Annotated in this window: 9 protein-coding genes; all 9 read left to right on the top strand. The window is 41.1% G+C overall.

The window, feature by feature from the left end:
- Positions 1 to 340: 340 nt before the first annotated feature.
- A complete protein-coding gene (locus SCA31_RS21560; protein WP_410699084.1) occupies positions 341 to 7,384 on the top strand; it encodes an SDR family NAD(P)-dependent oxidoreductase in 7,044 nt (2,347 codons plus the stop codon).
- Positions 7,385 to 7,403: 19 nt separating this feature from the next.
- Complete coding sequence (locus SCA31_RS21555) at positions 7,404 to 11,663, top strand: beta-ketoacyl synthase N-terminal-like domain-containing protein (RefSeq protein ID WP_410699082.1); 4,260 nt, start codon at positions 7,404 to 7,406, stop codon at positions 11,661 to 11,663.
- On the top strand, positions 11,651 to 11,950 hold the full coding sequence (locus SCA31_RS21550; protein ID WP_002977699.1) for an acyl carrier protein: 300 nt from the start codon (positions 11,651 to 11,653) through the stop codon (positions 11,948 to 11,950). Before SCA31_RS21555 ends, SCA31_RS21550 begins: the two co-directional genes overlap by 13 nt.
- Positions 11,941 to 12,723, top strand: coding sequence for an alpha/beta fold hydrolase (locus SCA31_RS21545; RefSeq protein ID WP_410699080.1), 783 nt, complete (start codon positions 11,941 to 11,943; stop codon positions 12,721 to 12,723). Before SCA31_RS21550 ends, SCA31_RS21545 begins: the two co-directional genes overlap by 10 nt.
- Positions 12,716 to 15,118, top strand: coding sequence for a glycosyltransferase (locus SCA31_RS21540; RefSeq protein WP_410699078.1), 2,403 nt, complete (start codon positions 12,716 to 12,718; stop codon positions 15,116 to 15,118). Before SCA31_RS21545 ends, SCA31_RS21540 begins: the two co-directional genes overlap by 8 nt.
- Positions 15,119 to 15,121: 3 nt before the next feature.
- Positions 15,122 to 16,393, top strand: coding sequence for a condensation domain-containing protein (locus tag SCA31_RS21535; RefSeq protein ID WP_410699077.1), 1,272 nt, complete (start codon positions 15,122 to 15,124; stop codon positions 16,391 to 16,393).
- Positions 16,390 to 17,643, top strand: coding sequence for a condensation domain-containing protein (locus SCA31_RS21530; protein ID WP_410699075.1), 1,254 nt, complete (start codon positions 16,390 to 16,392; stop codon positions 17,641 to 17,643). Before SCA31_RS21535 ends, SCA31_RS21530 begins: the two co-directional genes overlap by 4 nt.
- On the top strand, positions 17,640 to 18,191 hold the full coding sequence (locus SCA31_RS21525) for a hypothetical protein (protein ID WP_410699074.1): 552 nt from the start codon (positions 17,640 to 17,642) through the stop codon (positions 18,189 to 18,191). The genes SCA31_RS21530 and SCA31_RS21525 overlap by 4 nt, the downstream gene beginning before the upstream one ends.
- A gap of 73 nt (positions 18,192 to 18,264) precedes the next feature.
- Positions 18,265 to 19,224 (top strand): Fic family protein, encoded by a 960-nt coding sequence (locus SCA31_RS21520; RefSeq protein ID WP_410699072.1) that lies wholly within the window; start codon positions 18,265 to 18,267, stop codon positions 19,222 to 19,224.
- The last annotated feature ends 572 nt before the right edge of the window (positions 19,225 to 19,796 follow it).

Below are 19,796 nucleotides of genomic sequence, written 5' to 3'. Positions count from 1 at the left end.
AGATATAGTGTAATTTTATTATTTTTATTCATTCATAACAAATAATAACTATTTATAGCTATTGTATTAATGTTTTATCATAAAATCGCATATTAATATTTTAACACTAAATGCAATGAAAAACTTAACCAATGTTAGGCTAATGCCTTTTGAAAAGCCGGATTATCCCTTTATCTCTAATAATTATAGAGACAACATATCATTGTTGACAAATCATCAACAAAAAATCTTTATAATTACAAATATAATAAAACCAATTTTATGATTTCATAAGAGAACATTCCTCTTTATTTCAAAGAGTTATGAATTTTTATGAAATTTTTTACTAACATATCACGCCATGAAAAACTTAACCATTATTGGACTAACGCCTTTCGAAAGGCCGGATGTCAACCTTATGCCTAAACTGCATCTGGCGGGTATCTTTCCCGTTCTAAGTTTGGGACACGAATTGGCGCCTGCCAAAGAAGCCTTAAGTCGACTTGAGCAATTAGATATACCGTCTTGTGGTATCTATATTTCTAATGAAAAACTTATGTCGCTTCAGATTCCCGAGAAAGTAAACTTTGCAATCCTTCCATCAGGAATGTTGATCAACCAGAACCAAAACCTGACTGTAATTTATCAGGTAAGCAGTCTGGAAGAAGCGAAACAGGCTGAACTATCCGGAGCAAGTGGAATTATCATCAAAGGAAATGAAGCTGGAGGCCAAATTGGCTATGAATCTACATTTGTACTGTTTCAGCGCATTATCAAAGAAATTCAAAGCATTCCAGTATGGGTACAAGGAGGAATAGGACTCCACACTGCTGCTGCTGTAAAAGCTTTGGGTGCAACAGGTATTGTGTTGGACAGTCAGCTTGCCTTATTTCCTGAAAGCTCTGTTCCTAAGGACATCAAAGATTTATGTTCAAAACTGAATGGAACAGAAACTAAAATCATTGCTAGCCATCGTGTACTCGTGAGGCCTAATTCTCCTGTACTGCCTGAGAATATCAATGCTGATAAACTTAAGGAATACTTTACAGATCTTGACATTAGCAAGAGCTATATCCCTATGGGACAAGATATTTCGTTGGCCGTAGATTTATATGAAGAATTCAAAACGCTGAAAAAAATGACTTTTGGTTTTAAGGAAGCCATGTATGGCCACTTAAAACAAGCAAAAGCTCTTCAGGTGATTGACCAGAATAATCCTCTGGCACAAGAACTTGGTCTTAGATATCCAATTGCACAAGGTCCAATGACTCGTGTAAGCGACGTTCCCTCATTCGCCAATGCCGTAGCAGAAGCAGGAGCCTTGCCTTTTGTAGCATTATCATTACTAAAAGGGAACACGGCAAAATCCCTAGTGATGGACACTAAAGAGCTTGCAGGAAACAAAACATGGGGAGTGGGTATTTTAGGATTTGCTCCTCAGGAATTAAGAGAAGAACAAACCTCATACATTCTTGAAGCAAAACCGCCCGTGGTTCTGATTGCCGGAGGAAGACCAGCACAGGCTAAAGTATTTGAAAAAGCAGGAATAAAGACATTCTTGCATGTTCCATCTCCTGCCCTACTCGATATTTTCCTCAAAGAAGGAGCCAGAAATTTTATTTTCGAAGGACGTGAATGTGGTGGCCATGTGGGCCCGTTATCCAGCATGGTTCTTTGGGAAAAACAAATTGAACGAATCTTAAAAGAAGACCATCCGGAAAATATCAGTGTATTTTTCGCAGGTGGAATCCATAATGATTTTTCAACCGCTTTTGTTTCCATTATGGCCGCTCCATTAGCTGCCAGAGGGGTAAAAGTAGGAGTACTAATGGGAACTGCTTATCTCTATACGCAGGAAGCTGTACAAACCGGAGCTATTCAGGAAGAATTCCAGTTACAGGCTATGCAGGCCAAAGACACGGTTTTATTAGAAACAGCACCGGGTCATGAAACCCGTTGTTTGAATACGGCTTTTGCGCACCACTTCAACACTGAGAAAGCCAAGCTTTTAGCAGCCGGAGCTGATAAAAAAGAAGTATGGGAACAGTTGGAAAAGCTCAATGTAGGACGATTAAGAATCGCAGCCAAAGGGATAGAACGCCAAGGAGATCAATTGATTAACATACCAAAAGATGATCAACTTGACCTTGGAATGTACATGATAGGACAGATTGCAACAATGCACAATAAAGTACTGTCTCTTGAAGAACTTCACCAAAATGTCAGCGTAAATAATTACGATTATATCCAGAACGCAGCATTATCAGAAGAACCAACATCAAATGAAAAGCCATTGGACATCGCCATTGTCGGTATGGAATGTATTTTCCCCGGAGCCAAAAATCTGGAAGAGTTCTGGAGAAATATTATCCTGGGAAAAGACAGTGTTACAGAAGTTCCGGATGAAAGATGGAGCAAGGAGCTTTATTACCATCCAGATTCAGACGGACCAGATGTTTCGCATTCCAAATGGGGCGGATTCATCCCAAAAATTGATTTTGATCCATTAGCATTCGGAATTCCACCACAATCCCTTGCAGCCATTGAACCTACACAATTGCTAACATTATTGGTTGCAAAACGTGCCATGGAAGATGCAGGATACGGTGAAAAACACATCAACAGAGACAACATTTCTGTAATTATTGGTGCTGAAGGAGGTAACGACCTTGCTAACAGCTATAGCTTCAGAGGATATTATAAGCAAGTTTTTGGCGAGCTTCACGAAGAAGTAAAGGAAGCATTTCCCCATACCACAGAGGATTCTTTCCCAGGTATTTTGGCCAATGTGATCGCAGGTAGGATTACGAATCGCTTGGATCTTGGCGGAAGAAACTTTACCGTAGATGCCGCTTGTGCTTCTTCTTTGGCGGCTATTGATTTAGCATGTCAGGAACTTGTATTAGGCAAATCAGACATGGTTCTTGCCGGAGGAGCAGATTTACATAACGGAATCAATGATTACCTTATGTTTTCAAGTACCCATGCACTTTCCAGAAAAGGAAGATGTGCAACATTTGATAGTGATGCAGACGGGATCGCCCTTGGAGAAGGAATCGCCATCCTTGTTTTAAAAAGATATGAAGACGCCATCAATGATGGTGACCGCATTTATTCAGTGATCAAGGGAGTTGGCGGATCCAGTGATGGTAAAGCCCTTGGATTGACAGCGCCTAGAAAAATTGGTCAGGTAAGAGCCTTAGAACGTGCCTATACCCAAGCCGGAATCAGTGCTGCATCTGTAGGATTGGTAGAAGCTCATGGTACAGGAACCGTGGTTGGAGACAAAACAGAATTAAGTGCTTTAACGAATCTGTTCAGTCGTTCAGGTGCTTTACCGGGACAGACTCATTTAGGTTCTGTGAAAACACAGATTGGACATACCAAGTGTGCTGCAGGATTGGCTGGTTTAATCAAGGCCTCCCTGGCTGTATACCACGGCGTAAAGCCCCCAACCCTTCACCTTCAAAAGCCTAATGCTTATTACAATGCACAAACCAGTCCTTTCTCTTTCCATGCAGAAACCGGGTTATGGACTGAAAAGAACCGTTATGCGGGAATCAGTGCTTTTGGATTTGGAGGAACGAACTTCCATACGGTAATTGCCAATCATCCGAAACAAGATGATTCTATCGCAATGCAGTCATGGCCGTCAGAATTATTTGTATTCCGTGGGGATACTTATGAAGAAGCCAAAGGGCAGTCAAGCCAAATCAAAGCTTTATTAGAAATCAATGATGGTATTCCATTAAAAGATATTGCTTACAGTTTAAGCATAAGCTCAGAGAAACCCATTCAGTTCAGCATTGTTGCAGATACTGCTGAAGATCTGATGATGAAACTTGAATTAGTACTGCTGGGAATAGAAACAAAAGATACGTTTACCGTTAATAAAAAAGAAGGAAAAGTAGCCTTCACATTCCCTGGACAAGGGAGTCAGAGAATCAATATGGCACGTGACCTATTCGTCGTTTTCCCGGCTATGCGTAAGCTTATTGATGACTATCCGGAGCTTGAAAAAGTAGTTTTCCCATCAAGAACGTTTAATGAAACTGATTTAAAACAACAAAAGGAAACCATTAAGGATACCCGTTTAGCACAACCTCTTTTAGGAATTGTTGATCTTGCATTAGCCAAATTCTTAGAAACATTAGGTATTATTCCAGATATGCTGGCAGGTCATAGCTACGGTGAATTACCGGCTTTATGTTTTGCGGGCGTATTTGGAGAGGATCAATTGGTGGATTTAAGTATCCGGAGAGCCCAATCTATTTTAGACTCAGTAGAAGGTGGAGATCCTGGTTCAATGTTAGCAGCAAGTGCTACCCATGAACGTTTACAGCCCATCATTACCAAAGTAGAAGGATGCTATCCGGTTAACTTCAACGCTCCTGCTCAATGTGTTATTGCAGGAAGTACAGTCGCGATCAACAAACTATTGGAAGTCCTTAAGCAAGAAGGTATTTCTGCCAAAAAACTGGAAGTTGCCTGTGCATTCCACAGCCCGTTATTAGCAAAATCCAAAGGTTTATATGCTGATGTATTAAAAGACGTTCCTTTCCAGGAAATGCAGATCCCTGTATGGTCCAATACTACCGCAGAAGTATATCCGTCAAGTCCATCAGAAATCAAAGAAAGATTGACTGATCATTTGGTACAGCCCGTAAGATTCGTAGAACAGATGCAGGCAATGTATAACGACGGAGCAAGAATCTTCATCGAGGTTGGTCCCGGAAAAGTTCTTACCGGACTGGCAAAATCGTGTATTGAAAAAGATCAGTTGACCTTGTATGTTGAAGACAACAGCCGTAATAAATTTACCCACTTGCTTTGCATGCTGGCTCAATATTTAGGAACAGGACGCACTTTCAACATTGAAAAGCTTTTCGATGGCCGAAGTGTTCAGCTTATTGACATCAATCAGCCTGAACTTTACAAGAAAAGCCCTGCCATCTGGCGTGTAAACGGACAAGCTGCACATCCGACAACAGGCACCTTGCCTGCCAATGGTGCACTCCCCATTTTAACTCCTATTTCCATGAACAATTTTACTAATAATACCCAGCCCCCTGCACCGGAAAGCTTATCTACAGCAGAACGCATGTTGCAGGAATATTTAAACAGCATGAAATTAATGATACAGGCACAACGTGATGTGATGCTTTCCTTTATGGGACAGAATCCTCAGGTAAACCCAATGCCTGTTTATAACACCCCAATGCCGGCACCTGCCCCTGAACGCACGATTCCTGTACAACCCGTTTATCAGGAAAGAACAGTTGCGGTTGCTGCTTCTGCGGTTGCTGTAAAAACGGCTCCTACAAAAGATATTAAATCATTATTATTACAGGTAGTAAGCGACAAAACAGGATATCCACAGGAAATGCTGGGTATGGAAATGGATCTTGAAGCTGACCTGAGCATCGACTCTATCAAAAGAGTGGAAATCATCGGAACTCTTCGTAATGAATTGGGAACATTATCAAACGGCAATGCCAGCGAAGACACTGTGATGGAACAATTAGCAGGAATCAAAACCCTAAGTGGATTGGTTTCGTGGCTTACCGAATTTTCAGGTGCAGACACTACAACTACCCCTGAAAAAAATCCAACAACAGCTGAAAATACCGCTTCAAAACCACAATCTTCATCAGCTTTATCACTAGAAGATCTTCAAAATGCCATTCTGAATATCGTAAGTGAAAAAACAGGATATCCGAAAGAAATGCTAGGGTTAGACTTAGATTTAGAAGCGGACCTTAGTATAGATTCCATTAAGCGTATGGAGATCATTGCAGATCTTAAAAACAAGATTGGTTTTGGGGAGAGCCTTGAACAGGCTGATGATATCATGGAAAAACTGGCAGCCATTAAAACACTTCGCGGGCTCGCAAGCTGGATCAGCGAAATGAGCGGTGAAAATAACGAAGCCAAAGAGGAAATAAAGGAAATCAACACTCCTGAACCAGCCCATAATGTATTATCTCGTCTTCGTTTTGACATTACTCCTACAGACGCTTCTTTAGTACAAAATACTGAAGTCCTACAGGGAAAACACTTTGCGATCACTCAGGATAACAGTAAGCAAACCTCAGCGATCAAAAACGAACTGGAAAAACATGGGGCTATTGTAGAATTAGTGGATGCAGAAAAAGATCTTTCAAGTTTTGATGGATTGATTATGTTAGACTTATTCTCATCTGCCGATAAACCAAGCATTATTGATCATGTTGATTTAATTAAAAAACTTGATTTTGATAAAGCAAAATGGGTTTATCTGATCTCTGATATCACCGCTAATCTTCAGGAAATAACAGATGCAAAATCATTGCGTCATCATCAGGGTTACCCGGGACTTTTTAAAAGTTTGGCAAGAGAATTTGACCATACCACTTGCAGATTAATCAGTCTAAGTACTCCTCAGGAAATAGATCAGATCGCTGGAATTACGCTAAAGGAGATCCTGACCAATGATAAACCGGCTGAAGTAATTTATAAAAACGAAAAAAGACACAGAGTAGACATTATCCCGTCTCCATTGTCAACAAGTTTAAATGAAGCCCATATTCAGTTAGATCATAAATCAGTGGTCTTGGTACTTGGAGGCGCACAGGGAATCACTGCAGAATTGGCAAAACATATGTCTCAGGCCTACCCATGCACTTATATTCTGGTAGGAAGATCTGCAGATCCAAGAAATGAAGCATCTGCCCTTAAAGAATTCGAAGGAATGAAAACCAAAGAGGAAATCAGAGCATTTCTGATCAAATCCGGAAGATTCACTTCACCTGCTGAAATAGAAAAAGAAACGACCAGAGTTTACAAAAACAATCAGATCCTACGTACCATCCGTGACATGGAAATGCTTGGAAACACCATCATTTATCAATCTTTAGATCTTTGTGACGAAGAAGGATTGAGCAACCTGATCAGCAGTATATATGAAAAATACAATCGTTTGGATGGTGTTATTCATGGAGCAGGTCTTTTAGAAGATAAATTATTCAAACAAAAGACCACTTCTTCTTTCGGACGTGTATTTGATACCAAAGTGAAGCCCCTACGTGTGCTGGCAGAGCAACTTCGCACAGATTGTCAGTTTGTAGTACTGTTCTCAAGTATAGCATCTGTATACGGGAACAAAGGTCAGACAGACTATGCTGCGGCCAACAGTGTATTGGATGATTACGCCAATGCTTTAAACAAAAAATTAAAAGGAAAAGTGATTTCCATCAACTGGGGACCCTGGAAAGGTGCCGGAATGGTTTCATCAACCCTTGAAACAGAATACGAACGTAGAGGTATCTCTCTGATTCCATTGGATGAAGGAAAGGAAATATTCCTTAACGAGATCAAATACGGAACTGAGAGCCAGGTGCTGATCATGTCAGGAAACAATTGGTAAACCTCTGTACAAAATAAGTATGAAAAAAACGGATGTTGCTGTAATTGGCCTATCTTGTGTCTTTCCGGGGGCACAAGATGCCAATACTTTTTGGCAGAATATTGTCAATAAAGTAGACTCTACCCAATCGGCTCCGGCAGATAGGATAGATCCGGTACACTTTAGTGATGCCACCAACCCTGTCGATCGTTTCTATTGTAAACGAGGCGGGTTTATCCCTGACTATGAATTTGATCCCACCGCATTTGGAATATTACCTCTTGCCGTTGAAGGAACAGAACCAGACCATTTATTAACCCTTGATTTAGTTCAGAAAGCATTGGAAGATGCCGGAGTATTTCAAAAGAATACTTCCCTTGAAAAAACAGGAATTATTATCGGTAAAGGAAACTATACCGGTCCTGGAGCTACCCGTGCCATCGAAATTGTAAGAACCGGAGAACAGATTTCCTCATTATTGCAGGAATTGCTGCCTCAGGTATCTTCTGTTGATATTGAAAAAGTAAAGCATGCATTTCAGGAACGCAAAGGACGTTTCGCTGCCGATACTGCCATGGGACTTATTCCCAATTTGGTAGCTTCATTGGTAGCCAACCGCTTCGATCTGGGAGGTGTTGCCTTTACTGTAGACGCAGCTTGTGCCAGCGCTCTAATTGCCGTAGATCATGCCGTACAGGAACTTCAGCGAGGTCGTTCCGATATCATGATTGCAGGCGGTGTACACACTGGACAAAATGCTGCTTTCTGGAGTATTTTTGCCCAGTTGGGAGCCATGTCCCGTCAAGAACAGATCAAGCCATTCAGCATGGATGCCGATGGATTATTGATTGGTGAAGGCTGTGGCTTCGTCGTTTTAAAACGACTGGAAGACGCCGTTCGTGATCAGGACAAGATCTACGCTGTTATTAAAGGAGTGGGGGTAAGCAGTGACGGGAACGGAACCAGCGTAATGAGCCCATCGGTAAAAGGCCAGTTAAAAGCTTTAGAACAGGCCTGGATCAATGCTGATTTAGACAAAAATAAAGTCGGTTACCTTGAAGCTCATGGTACCGGAACTCCGCTTGGAGATAAAACAGAACTTCAGACCTTAGCACAGTTCTTTGGAAAAGAAGAAGCTGCTCCGGTTGCAGGAATTGGGTCTGTAAAGTCCAATATCGGACATGCCATGCCGGCTGCCGGTATCGCAGGGTTGATCAAAACTTGTCTGGCATTACACCATGACACTTTACCTCCAACATTATATTGTGAGAATCCCACCGCAGATATGCAGAACACCAGATTCGAACCTGTACAGGAAGCAAAGAACTGGTCAAAAACCGGATTGCCCAAAGTAGCGGCAGTAAATGCTTTCGGATTTGGCGGCATCAATGCACACGTTGTTCTTGAAGGGTATGATATGCCAAAGAAAGACAACGTCTTGTTATTGGCCAGACCAACACATGAAAAATTATTGTCTGCATTACAAAATAACGACCACACAATTGGTGAGGGAGATTTCAGGGTTGCCCTATTTGATCCAACACCCGCCAGAATAGAAAAAGCAATTAAAATTGTTTCCAAAAATATCATCTGGAAAAACAAACAGGATATCTGGTACACCTCTGCCCCATTATTAAAAGATGGTGGTAAAGTAGCCTTCGTATTTCCAGGCCTAGATGGTCTGGCAAAAGGTGAAGTAGAAACAGTAAGCCGTTATTTTGGATTATCGGCCCCTATAGAAACCGAAGGGGAAGGACTTTTAACCGATGCTTTAAACATTTTCAACAACTGCAGTATCCTGGATAATTCTTTGAAAAAACTAGGAATCATCCCTGATATGAACGCCGGACACAGTTTAGGAGAATGGCTGGCAGGATATTCATCCGAGTTGGCAGAAGCCAATTCTGTAAAAGCACTTATTGATGTGCTGAATCCTGAAACATTTGAATTAAAAGATTCCAAATTCATTGCCATTGGAGCCGGAATTGATGTCGTACAACCTTTTATTACTGAAATTTCAAATCTCTATGTTTCCAATGATAATTGCCCTAATCAGGTGATTCTTTGTGGAAGCAATGCCGCATTGGATGAATTGGTTCCCTTATTAAAATCAAAGCAGATCTTCCATCAGGTGTTGCCATTCCAGTCTGGGTTCCACTCTCCTTTTATCGCTGATAAACTGGAGGTTATCCTTGCAGGAATGGAAAAAGCACAATTCCAGCAGACAAAGATCCCACTATGGTCTGCAACGACGCTGGAACCTTATCCGTCAGATCAGGCAGCGATCAGAAAGCTGAGTGCTGAGCATTTGGTACAGCCTGTTCGTTTCCGTGAGCTTACGGACAGACTTTATGAAGAAGGAGCCCGATTTTTTATTCAGGTGGGTACCGGAGGTTTGATCGGATTTATTGATGATACGTTGAAAGGAAAAGCATTCAGCACCATTGCTTCCAGCGTTCCAACCCGTTCCGCACTGGCACAGTTACAACGGGTAGTCGCTTCATTATTTGTAGAAGGAAAAACAATTGCTCTTGATTTTCTGGAGATTCGGAATCATTCCAAAAGACCATCAGGAAAAGGCATTAAACTGGAATTAGGCTCTCCTATTATCCGTAATTTTAAAGAAGTGAAAGCTTTGGCTCAATCTTTTGATATGCCAAAACACGATACCGCCAATACGCCATCCATTGCCACAAAAAGCGGTCATCCGCTGGTACAGGCATTTCAGGACAATGTTGCAGACATGATCCGTATGCAGGAAGAAGTTCTCACTTTATTCCAAAACCGTCCGGAAATCACCATCCAACGTCCCGCTCATTCTCATGCAACACAAGCTGTTCCAAAAGCACCGAGAAGCACTACTTTCTCTAAAGAGATGTATGTGACCCTGGAAAGTCACCCTTACCTTATCGATCACAGCTTATTAAGACAGCCTAAAGGATGGGAACATGTAGCAGATATGGAACCGGTAATTCCGATGACCATGATCTTTGAGCAGCTTGCAGAAATTGCAGAAGCAGAAATTCCGGGTACATGGGTTCATAAAATCATGAACGTAAGCGTATTCCAATGGATGAACGTGGCCAAGCCTTTTGAAAAAACGGTAAAAGGAGAATGGCGTTCCTCAAACCACGCCTATTTGGATATTGAAAACTTTGTGAATGCAGAAGTTGTATTGAAATCTTCAGCTGTTCCTACACCATCTTTCAACCTTTCCATCGGTAATCTTTTACCCATTGAAAGAACCCCTGAAGAAATCTATGACATGCACATGTTCCATGGAGACAAGTACCAGGGAATTACCGAAGTTTCAGCCGTTGGAGACAAAGGAATCATCGGAAAAATAAAAGGAAACGGTGGCAAAGGTTCTTTGCTTGATAATGCAGGACAACTATTCGGGCTTTGGCTTCAGCTTACTTTGGTGAAAGACCGCATCGCATTCCCTGTGAAGATCAAGGACATTGAATTCTTCGGAGACATGCATGATCAGGAAGGCATTTTTGAATGTACCTGTATGCTTACTGAGCTTAATGATGAGTTTGCCATCGCAGATATCATCCTGAAAAGAGACGGAAAAGTTTGGTGTGCCATTACCGGCTGGCAGAACAGAAGACTGGAGATTGATGCCGCTTTATGGAATGTTTCCATGTCGCCATTGCACAACCGTCTTTCTGAAGAGATTGCTCCGGAAGTATTTTTCTTCCATCAGGCCTATACCAGAGTCGCTTCATGGGATTTTATCCTGAAAAGATATTTCAACCAGACGGAAAAACAGCAGCATCAGCAATTGTTACCCAACAAAAAGAAAAACTGGATGGTAAGCCGTGTGGCCGTGAAAGATGCCGTAAGAAATCTTCTTCGTCAGGAAAAAAATCATGCCTGCTTCCCAATCACCTTTGAAATCCGTTCCGATGAAGTGGGGAAACCTTACCTCATCAGTGATTTTACAGAGGATATTCATATTTCTTTAGCTCACAAAGGAAAAGAAGCCGTGGGGATCGCGAGATACGGAAAGTCTGTAGGAATCGATATGGAACTCATGGAAGAACGCAGCTCAGGATTCTACGACATGGTATTTACCGACAAAGAACTAGCCTTATTAAAAGACAGAGATCAGGCAGAATGGACCACCCGTTTCTGGGTAGCCAAGGAAGCCTACGGAAAGTTTCTCGGAACAGGGCTCAAAGGAAATCCTAAAGCCTTTGAAGTCGAATTGATAAAAGACGATCACTTGTGGATCAACAACATTGAAATCAAAACTATTAAACATAAAAATTATATTATCGGATGGACACTGTAAACGCAACATTAAAAATGAACCACGAAGAACTTTTTACTTTATTAAAAGGTTTTATTACTGAAGTGATAGGTGCTGAATTTGTAGAAGAGATGGACATTACTCCTGAAAGTTCATTCACCAAGGATCTTGAAATGGACAGCATCGAGATTGTCTCTTTCTCAGAAAAGATCAAGGCGCATTTTGGCGATCAGATCGATTTTACAGGTTGGTTATCTTCTATGGATCTTGACCAACTGATTAATCTTGACCTTAGTATGATCATCAATTATATCTACGAATGCCAATAATCACGGTCAATAACAGACAAGTTCATATACAGGAACTCAACAAAGGAGCCGAACAAACCGTGGTACTCATCCACGGTATGTTCAGTAACCTGTCCATTTATTATTTTAATATTGCCCCCATTCTGGCGCAGCATTTCCACGTGGTCATGTACGATCTGAAAAGTCACGGTATGAGTGAGCGTTTCACGGATGGATATGATCTCGAAAATATGTCATCCGATCTGATAGGTTTAATGGATCACCTGCACCTGCAAAAGGTACATCTTGTAGGCTATAGTTTTGGAGGTTTAATTGCGTTAAAAACGGCATTACAATATCCTGACCGTGTCAGTCAACTGGTGGTGATGGAAGCTCCGGATCCTCAGGACGAAAAAGCCCGTAACATCATTGATGAATACAGCAAGGAATTCCTTGAGCATTATGTGGCTAATTTTACAGATACTACCAAAGTCCAGATGGGCAAAAGACAAATGGAAAAGAACCATCGTATGTATGAGTTTCTATTTAATCAAACCAGCATCAAGGCAGATATGATTAAGGAAAAACATTTCCTTGGTGAAGCTGATTTTAATGAATTAAAAGCTTCCACATTATTGCTTTACGGTGCTGAGTCCAACTGCAGACCTACAGGAGAATGGCTGCAGTCTCAAATCGGTTCGTCCGACCTTGAATTAATTCCCGGCGATCACAATATTCCGATTCAGGAACCTAGCCTGATAGCGGAAATGATCGCTCATTTTTTATCTAATATCTTAACAAAGAACCATGGCTAAATTTGCATTTATAGTTCCACCATTGACAGGACATGTCAACCCTACCCTAAGCATCGGTGCTACTCTGTTGGAAAGAGGACATGAAGTAGCCTGGATCAGCCTTGACCCCACTTTGGGCGCTAAGCTGCCTGCGGGAGGAGAATTATTACTGATTCAATACGATCAGACCGACGAAGAAAAGAAAGAAAGCGAACAATATCTTGATATTATATCCAAAAAAGTAGTGTACGGAATAGACAGCGTTAAGTTCCTTTACGAAGAGGTTCTTATCCCGCTGAACAGACATTGCTATAAGGGGATTGTTGCGTTATTAAAAACATACCAACCCGATTTGATTATTGGGGATCACCAGTTATTTGCGGCTCCAGTTGCCGCAAAAGCGTTGGGAATTCCTTACGCCACTTCCGTTACCGCTCCGGCTGCCATTAAAATCATGAATGAGCTGCCTAAGGTACACGAATGGGAAGTAAATCAAATCGTTGCATTACAGGAAGAGCTGGGAGTGAATGAAAAACGTTCTCTGGCTACTTCAGACCTTTTAACCCTTGTTTTAACCTCCACCTATTTCTTTGGTGAAATGGAGGATCTACCCTCTCAATATCAATTTACAGGTCCCGTTCTTACAGAGCGCCGTATCTCTTGTGAATTTGATTGGGACCGGTTAAAAAGTACCCCCCATAAAAAGATTCTGGTAAGCATCGGAACCACTTTCGATCATGACCATAAAAAAGCATTCTTCCAAAAGGTAGTGGATGCATTTAAGGATGAAGATTTAACGGTTGTCGTGGTTTCAGATCCACAACTTTTTGATCAGTGGCCGGATAACTTTATGGTATATCAGCAGGTTCCCCAATTGGATCTCTTACCTCATCTTGATGGGGTGGTTTGCCATGGCGGTCACAATACCGTTTCCGAAACATTATCCAATGGTATTCCTTTGGTGGTGATTCCTATTGCGTACGACCAGTCACATGTTGCAGGACGTGTAGTGCGTACAGAAGCAGGTGAACGTCTTAATTTCAACCGATTTAAAGCCAACCATTTGAGGGAAGCTGTACAACAGATTTTGAACAATCCGAGTTACCGTGAGGCGGCTCAAAAAGTGGGACAGTCTTTTGTAGAAGCGGGAGGGGCAGCCACTGCAGCCAATTTATTGGAGCAGGCTATCTCAAAGGCTTCAAAACCTGAAAAACCATCCAAGTTTTTATTCGTTATCCCTCCATTCTTCGGACATGTGAGTCCTACATTAAGTGTTGGAGCCAGCCTAATCGCTCGTGGCCACGAAGTAAAATGGTTCGGAATTACCCCTTTAGACAGCAAACATATCCCTGAGGGCGGTTCTTATTTCTATCCTGAAGAAGATCTTGTTCCGTATCAGGAAGAGATCGCCCGTATTTTAAAAAGACAGGATGACGGACCGGCATGTTCCGGACCTGAAGTGATGAAACTGGCATTGGAAGAAACCTATGTTCCATTCGCAAAAATGATGATGCCGGGATTAACCAGACTGACAGAAAGCTGGATGCCTGATGTAATAGTGAACGACTGTATCACCTTTGGAGGTGCCTTATTTGCCCACAAACACAATATTCCTTGTGTAACCACAACTCCCGTTCCACCGGACGTAATGGGAGATACCGAAAAAAGTGCCCCTAAAATCTGGGAATGGCAGCAAAACCTCATCAAGGACCTGCAAAAAGAAGTAGGCATCCATGAAGAAGGGATTTACATTCATTCTCATAAACTGAATATGGTGTTTACCTCACAAGCCTTTGCCGGATTTGAAACCGTTCCTTCTCATATGAAGTTTGTAGGTCCGGTGAAAGGACGTCCAAACGATGCACCATTTGATTGGGATAAACTGAACGCTTCTACCACTCCAAAGATCTTTGTATCCCTGGGAACATTATTGGTAGACATCAGAAAAGCGTTCTTCGAAAAGATCATTGCTGCGTTTGCTGACCAGCCGGTTACTGTGATCGCCGCTACTCCACCTGAAATCTTTGAAGAATGGCCGGACAACTTTATCGTGAACAGCTTCGTCCCTCAATCCGCGGTGATGCAGCAAATGGATATGGTAATCTGTCACGGGGGCTTCAATACTGTTAATGATACATTCCGTAATGGGTTGCCGATGTTGATCACGCCTATTGCCTATGATCATTTTCATATTGCGAAATTAATTGAGCAGGCAGGCTGCGGAATCAGCATCCGATACAAAAGGCTGCGTGTAGACGCCCTTCGTGAAACCGTTTTTGAATTATTGGAAAATCCTAAATACAGAATCGCCGCTCAGGAAGTCCGCAATACATTCACGCTTGCCGGAGGTAATGAGAAAGCTGTTGAATTGTTGGAGAACTTTGTACAGGAACATTCCACCTTAACTTCCGTATAGCCTATGAAAAGAAGATTGTTATTTGGAGAAAGGATGTTACTGGGTGACGGCACAGAATCATTCAATGCTGTTATTCCTTTCAGACTGAGAGGTACCTTTGCATTAAAGGATATCCAGCGGGCTTTGGCCCAAATCCAGAACAAGCATCCCTGGTTAAGAGCTCTTATCAACCATGATGAGAAAAATATCCCCTGGTTTGATGTTCCGGAGAAATCCCTTTCTATCCCGATTCGTATTGTGGTTCGAAAAGGAGAAGACCATTGGATAGAAGAATCCAAAAGAGAATGGCATACCCTATTTGATTATCAAAAGCTTCCCCTTATCCGGTTTGTATGGATCAAGGGGGAAGACGTTTCCGATATGCTTTTTGCGTTCCACCATTGTTTATGTGATGGTGGTTCTGCAATGGCTTTCCTCCATGAGTTTTTAAAAGTGTTGGATAATCCGTCCACAGATATTGGGGCAGAACAGCCCATCATGGGAATTCAGGATGTAGTTCCGCCCTCTATTTTAAACAGCCGCAGACAAAAACTGAAAGCAAAATTTATTGGCCGATTGGCAGCTACAGCCATCAAATACATTCCTGTAGGCAAGAAAGCAGTTGATCGTCAGGACGATTATCTGATCCATTGGAAAGTAGATGAAAAAGTAAGCCAGCAATTGATTTCCTATTGCAAATCCAATGAAGTTACCGTTAACACATTCCTAAGTGCAGCCTTACTTCAGGCATTTAAAAAGGTAAAAGGTTCAGTGGCATTTAATAAGATTTCCTGTCCGGTAGACATCAGACGTTTTGCGAGCCAAATCAAGAATGATCATATCTTCGCCTTTGGATTAATGATCGTAGTTTCTTCCAACGAAAAGATGAGCTTTCTGGAAAACCTGCGTACCATGCAAACCTCTGTAGAACGTAAAACCTCCAAGCTCAATCCTTATATCACCATGATGGTGATGGAATCCGGACATGATGCCTTGACTAATTTCACCAAGCTCTTAAAGAACGGAAAATCCTCCAACGACTGCATGTTTTCCAATCTGGGACGCATTCAGATTCCTCATGAGTATAAAGAATTTACAGTGGATACCATTTTCAGCCCGTCTGTCATTGGGCCATTGGGCAATACCACCACGCTGGTGGTTTCTACCTACCGTGGAAAAATGGATTTTTCCTTTGTAGGAAGTGAAAGATACCTGCCCTATACCGAAGCCATGGCCATTCGGGACGAGGTAATGCAGATCATTAAAGTACAACTGGAATATATCCCCGTATCATGATCAAAAGAAAGCTAATGATGGTGGAAAGGATCATGTATGTAGATCCTGAAACCCCCGTAAACTGTGTATTTGCTGCTAAAATAAAAGGAGAAATTCCGGAGGAGAACTTTAAGGCTGCTCTGGAAAAAATCCAGCAAAAGCACCCGTTACTAAGAGTGGTTGTAGAGACCAGGACTGAAAAATATCCCTTTTTTATAGAAGAAAAGGATATTGCTCCTATCCCACTCCGTATTGTAGAAAGAAAAACGGATCAGGACTGGCTGCTGGAATCTCAAAAGGAATGGAAAGTTCTGTTTGAAGACGAAAAGAAACCTCTTGCCCGAGTGGTTTGGGTGAAAGGACAAAATGTTTCTGAAATCTTTTGGGTAATGCCTCACTGCATCTCGGATGGAACAACGGGTGTCACCCTGATGCAGGAACTGCTCCAGCTTTTGGATGATCCCTCTTTTGAGCTGCAGCCTTATCAGGCGTTCTCTTCAGTCAATGATTTTCTACCCCCGAATTTCAATGCGAAAAGCAAGAAATACAAAGCCAACCTATACCTCCTATTTGCCCGATTTTTCTTTCTTCTACAACGAAAAAGCAAAAAGAGAAACCTTGGACAAGACTATGTTCTTCACCGAAAACTGGATCCCGTAACCACCTCACAAATCACTGAGAAATGTAAGGCCAACGGTGTTTCCGTACATGCCTTACTCTGTGCCGCGTTTATGCAGGCATTTAAGGAAGTAAAAGGTGCTGACGCTAAGGGCAAGGTCATCAGTCCGGTAGATGTTCGTCATTTCATCCCAGAAATTAAGCAGGATCATTTATTCGCCTTTGCTCCAACGGTTGATCTTTCCTTAAAAAAAGGAAGTTCTGATTTGATCAACAATGCCCGACAGATTAAAAACGATCTTGTTCAGAAAATAGAAAAAATGGAAGCCAGAGAACTTCTATGGATGGGCGAACAAATGCATCCGATTGTTGACCGTATGATCTCCATGCTGAAATCCAGTAATGGCGGACACGATGTGACCCTCTCCAATATGGGTAAAATCAATATCCCGAATAATTACAACACCTTCAGCGTTGAAACCATCTTCAGCCCAACGGTAGCGTTCCCTTGGCTGAACTCAAACACCCTGGTGACCTCTACGTACAACCAACAAATGGATTTTATATTTTTGTCCAACGAGGATTTTCTTCCCAAAACAGAAGCTGCAAAAATTAAAGATAAAGCCATCGCGCTATTGACCACCTCCCTATGAAATTGAAATTTAAGCCGAAGCCGCCCAAAAAGCTCAAAAAAACCACCCTCAAACGCTTTCTCATCAAGCGGACGATCTACTATGTCCTCCCGAATGTATTTTTCAATTTCATTATCGCCTATGCAAGCTTCAAGGAATTGGGATACACGCATTTCTTTTCAGGAGAACAGAATTTAGCCCGCCTTACCTTACCTATGGCCCTGTTTCTCCCTGTTGTCCTTACCATAGACATCATCAAAAGAGTAACTGATGCCGCAGGTCAGGGCGCCATTGAATTTACCGTAGATGAACAGTTGAATATCAAAAAGCTAATGACCAAGCTGAGTATTCTGCATGGGATCATTACCTGTTCTCTCGTGCTGTCTATGCTTTTTTTAGGACAGTATAATTTCTCAAAGGATTATAAGCTGGATGCTACGGCGATGGCTGTGGTAGTGGGTGTATTGGCTGGGATATTGTCTGTGGTTTTTGTGTATTTGCCAGTGTGGAGATTGAGGAGATGGATGTGTAAGCGAGCACAAACGGTAGCTGTGGACTTAAACACATAATTTATTTTTTGACACCCCATATTGTTAATATAAATTTCTATTTTTGATAGTATCATATGATACTATCAAAGATATGAAACCTCCCTATACCATTACAGACAACATTTTATTTTTAGTGGCTTCTATTTCTGAAAAAATAGGAGAAATAAATGCTTCCCATCTGTATAAACCCGTCACTGAATTAAGGAAAAAAAACAGGATCAAAACCATTCAGTCTTCATTGGAAATTGAGGGAAATACAATTACTGAAGAGCAGATAACCGCCTTGTTGGAAAATAAAAGAGTTATTGCTCCCCAAAAAGATATTCTTGAAGTTCAGAACGCGATACAGGTATATGAAGAAATCAATCAGCTCAATCCTTATCACCTGAAAGACTTAGAAAAAGCGCATTCCATTCTGATGAAAGGACTGGTTGCTCATCCTGGTAAGTTAAGAACCACTAATGTGGGGATCATTAAAGGTTCAACAGTAGAACATAGAGCACTGGGAGGTACCACGGTAAAAGGATTGATGAAAGACCTCTTTGCTTATCTGAAAAAAGACAAAGACCTGATTTTAATTAAAAGCTGTGTCTTCCACTATGAGTTTGAATTTATACATCCTTTTACAGACGGTAACGGAAGAATGGGCAGACTCTGGCAGACCTTAATTCTGATGCAGCAGTATCCTGTATTTGAATATCTGCCCATAGAAGCACTCATCAAGCAAAAGCAAACTGAATATTATCGTACATTATCCGATTCTGATAAAAAAGGAAATTCCACCCCTTTTATAGAATTTATGCTCGGTATTATTCTCGAATCTCTACAGGAACTTTTACAATCTCAAAATAAAACATTGTATACAGAAGACAGAATTTTATTATTTAAAGAGAAAATAAAACAAAATAAGTTCAGCAGGAAAGACTATATGCAGAACTTTAGGAGTATTTCTGCTCCCACTGCAAGCAGAGACCTGAAATGGGCTGTTGAACAGGGTATTTTATTAAAATCCGGGGAACAGAGGTTGACAGAATATTGCTTTAAAGAATAATGTTATATTGTCGGTGGTGTTTGTGTATTTGCCGAGGTGGAGATGGATGAATTATTTATATCCATAAATAGAAAGAATTTCTTTGGACAGTAAAGGACTATGAAATTAAGATTATCTTAATTTCATAAGTCAATTATTTGATTTTACTTTAATACCTAAGTCATCGCAAAAACCTTTCTAGGATTTAAAAGAAAAAACAAAATGTTCATTATTTCCTAATAATTCATTTAATGAATCATCAAGTCTATGTCTTGCAACAATCAGTTTATTGTCTTTTGTTACATAAGACTTTCCATTTAATAATCTGAAATTATCATTTACAAACCTTTCAAAATTATCTACATTTATTTCATAGAAAGTATAACCATTTTCTTCATTATCCTGAAAATATTTAACAAAATGGTTTCTGAATAATTCCTTTACATTCTCTCTAAAATCTTTATAATTTAAATTAGTATATGAAGTATAAGCTTTTAATACATAAAGAAAATTAATTTGTATGTCTTCAAAAGAAAATGGACTTTCTCTTAGGGAGTGTTTGTTAGTTTAAAGTTATAATAAAAGTTGATTTC

The sequence above is a fragment of the Chryseobacterium sp. SIMBA_028 genome (assembly GCF_046535285.1).
In the GTDB taxonomy this organism is placed as follows: Bacteria; Bacteroidota; Bacteroidia; order Flavobacteriales; family Weeksellaceae; genus Chryseobacterium.
The sequence above is the reverse complement of the archived record's forward strand: the minus strand, read 5'-3'. Positions and strand labels throughout refer to the sequence as shown.

Coding starts and splice junctions, on each gene's coding strand:
- SCA31_RS21560 (WP_410699084.1), top strand. CDS start 341: ATGAAAAACTTAACCATTATTGGACTAACGCCTTTCGAAAGGCCGGAT.
- SCA31_RS21555 (WP_410699082.1), top strand. CDS start 7,404: ATGAAAAAAACGGATGTTGCTGTAATTGGCCTATCTTGTGTCTTTCCG.
- SCA31_RS21550 (WP_002977699.1), top strand. CDS start 11,651: ATGGACACTGTAAACGCAACATTAAAAATGAACCACGAAGAACTTTTT.
- SCA31_RS21545 (WP_410699080.1), top strand. CDS start 11,941: ATGCCAATAATCACGGTCAATAACAGACAAGTTCATATACAGGAACTC.
- SCA31_RS21540 (WP_410699078.1), top strand. CDS start 12,716: ATGGCTAAATTTGCATTTATAGTTCCACCATTGACAGGACATGTCAAC.
- SCA31_RS21535 (WP_410699077.1), top strand. CDS start 15,122: ATGAAAAGAAGATTGTTATTTGGAGAAAGGATGTTACTGGGTGACGGC.
- SCA31_RS21530 (WP_410699075.1), top strand. CDS start 16,390: ATGATCAAAAGAAAGCTAATGATGGTGGAAAGGATCATGTATGTAGAT.
- SCA31_RS21525 (WP_410699074.1), top strand. CDS start 17,640: ATGAAATTGAAATTTAAGCCGAAGCCGCCCAAAAAGCTCAAAAAAACC.
- SCA31_RS21520 (WP_410699072.1), top strand. CDS start 18,265: ATGAAACCTCCCTATACCATTACAGACAACATTTTATTTTTAGTGGCT.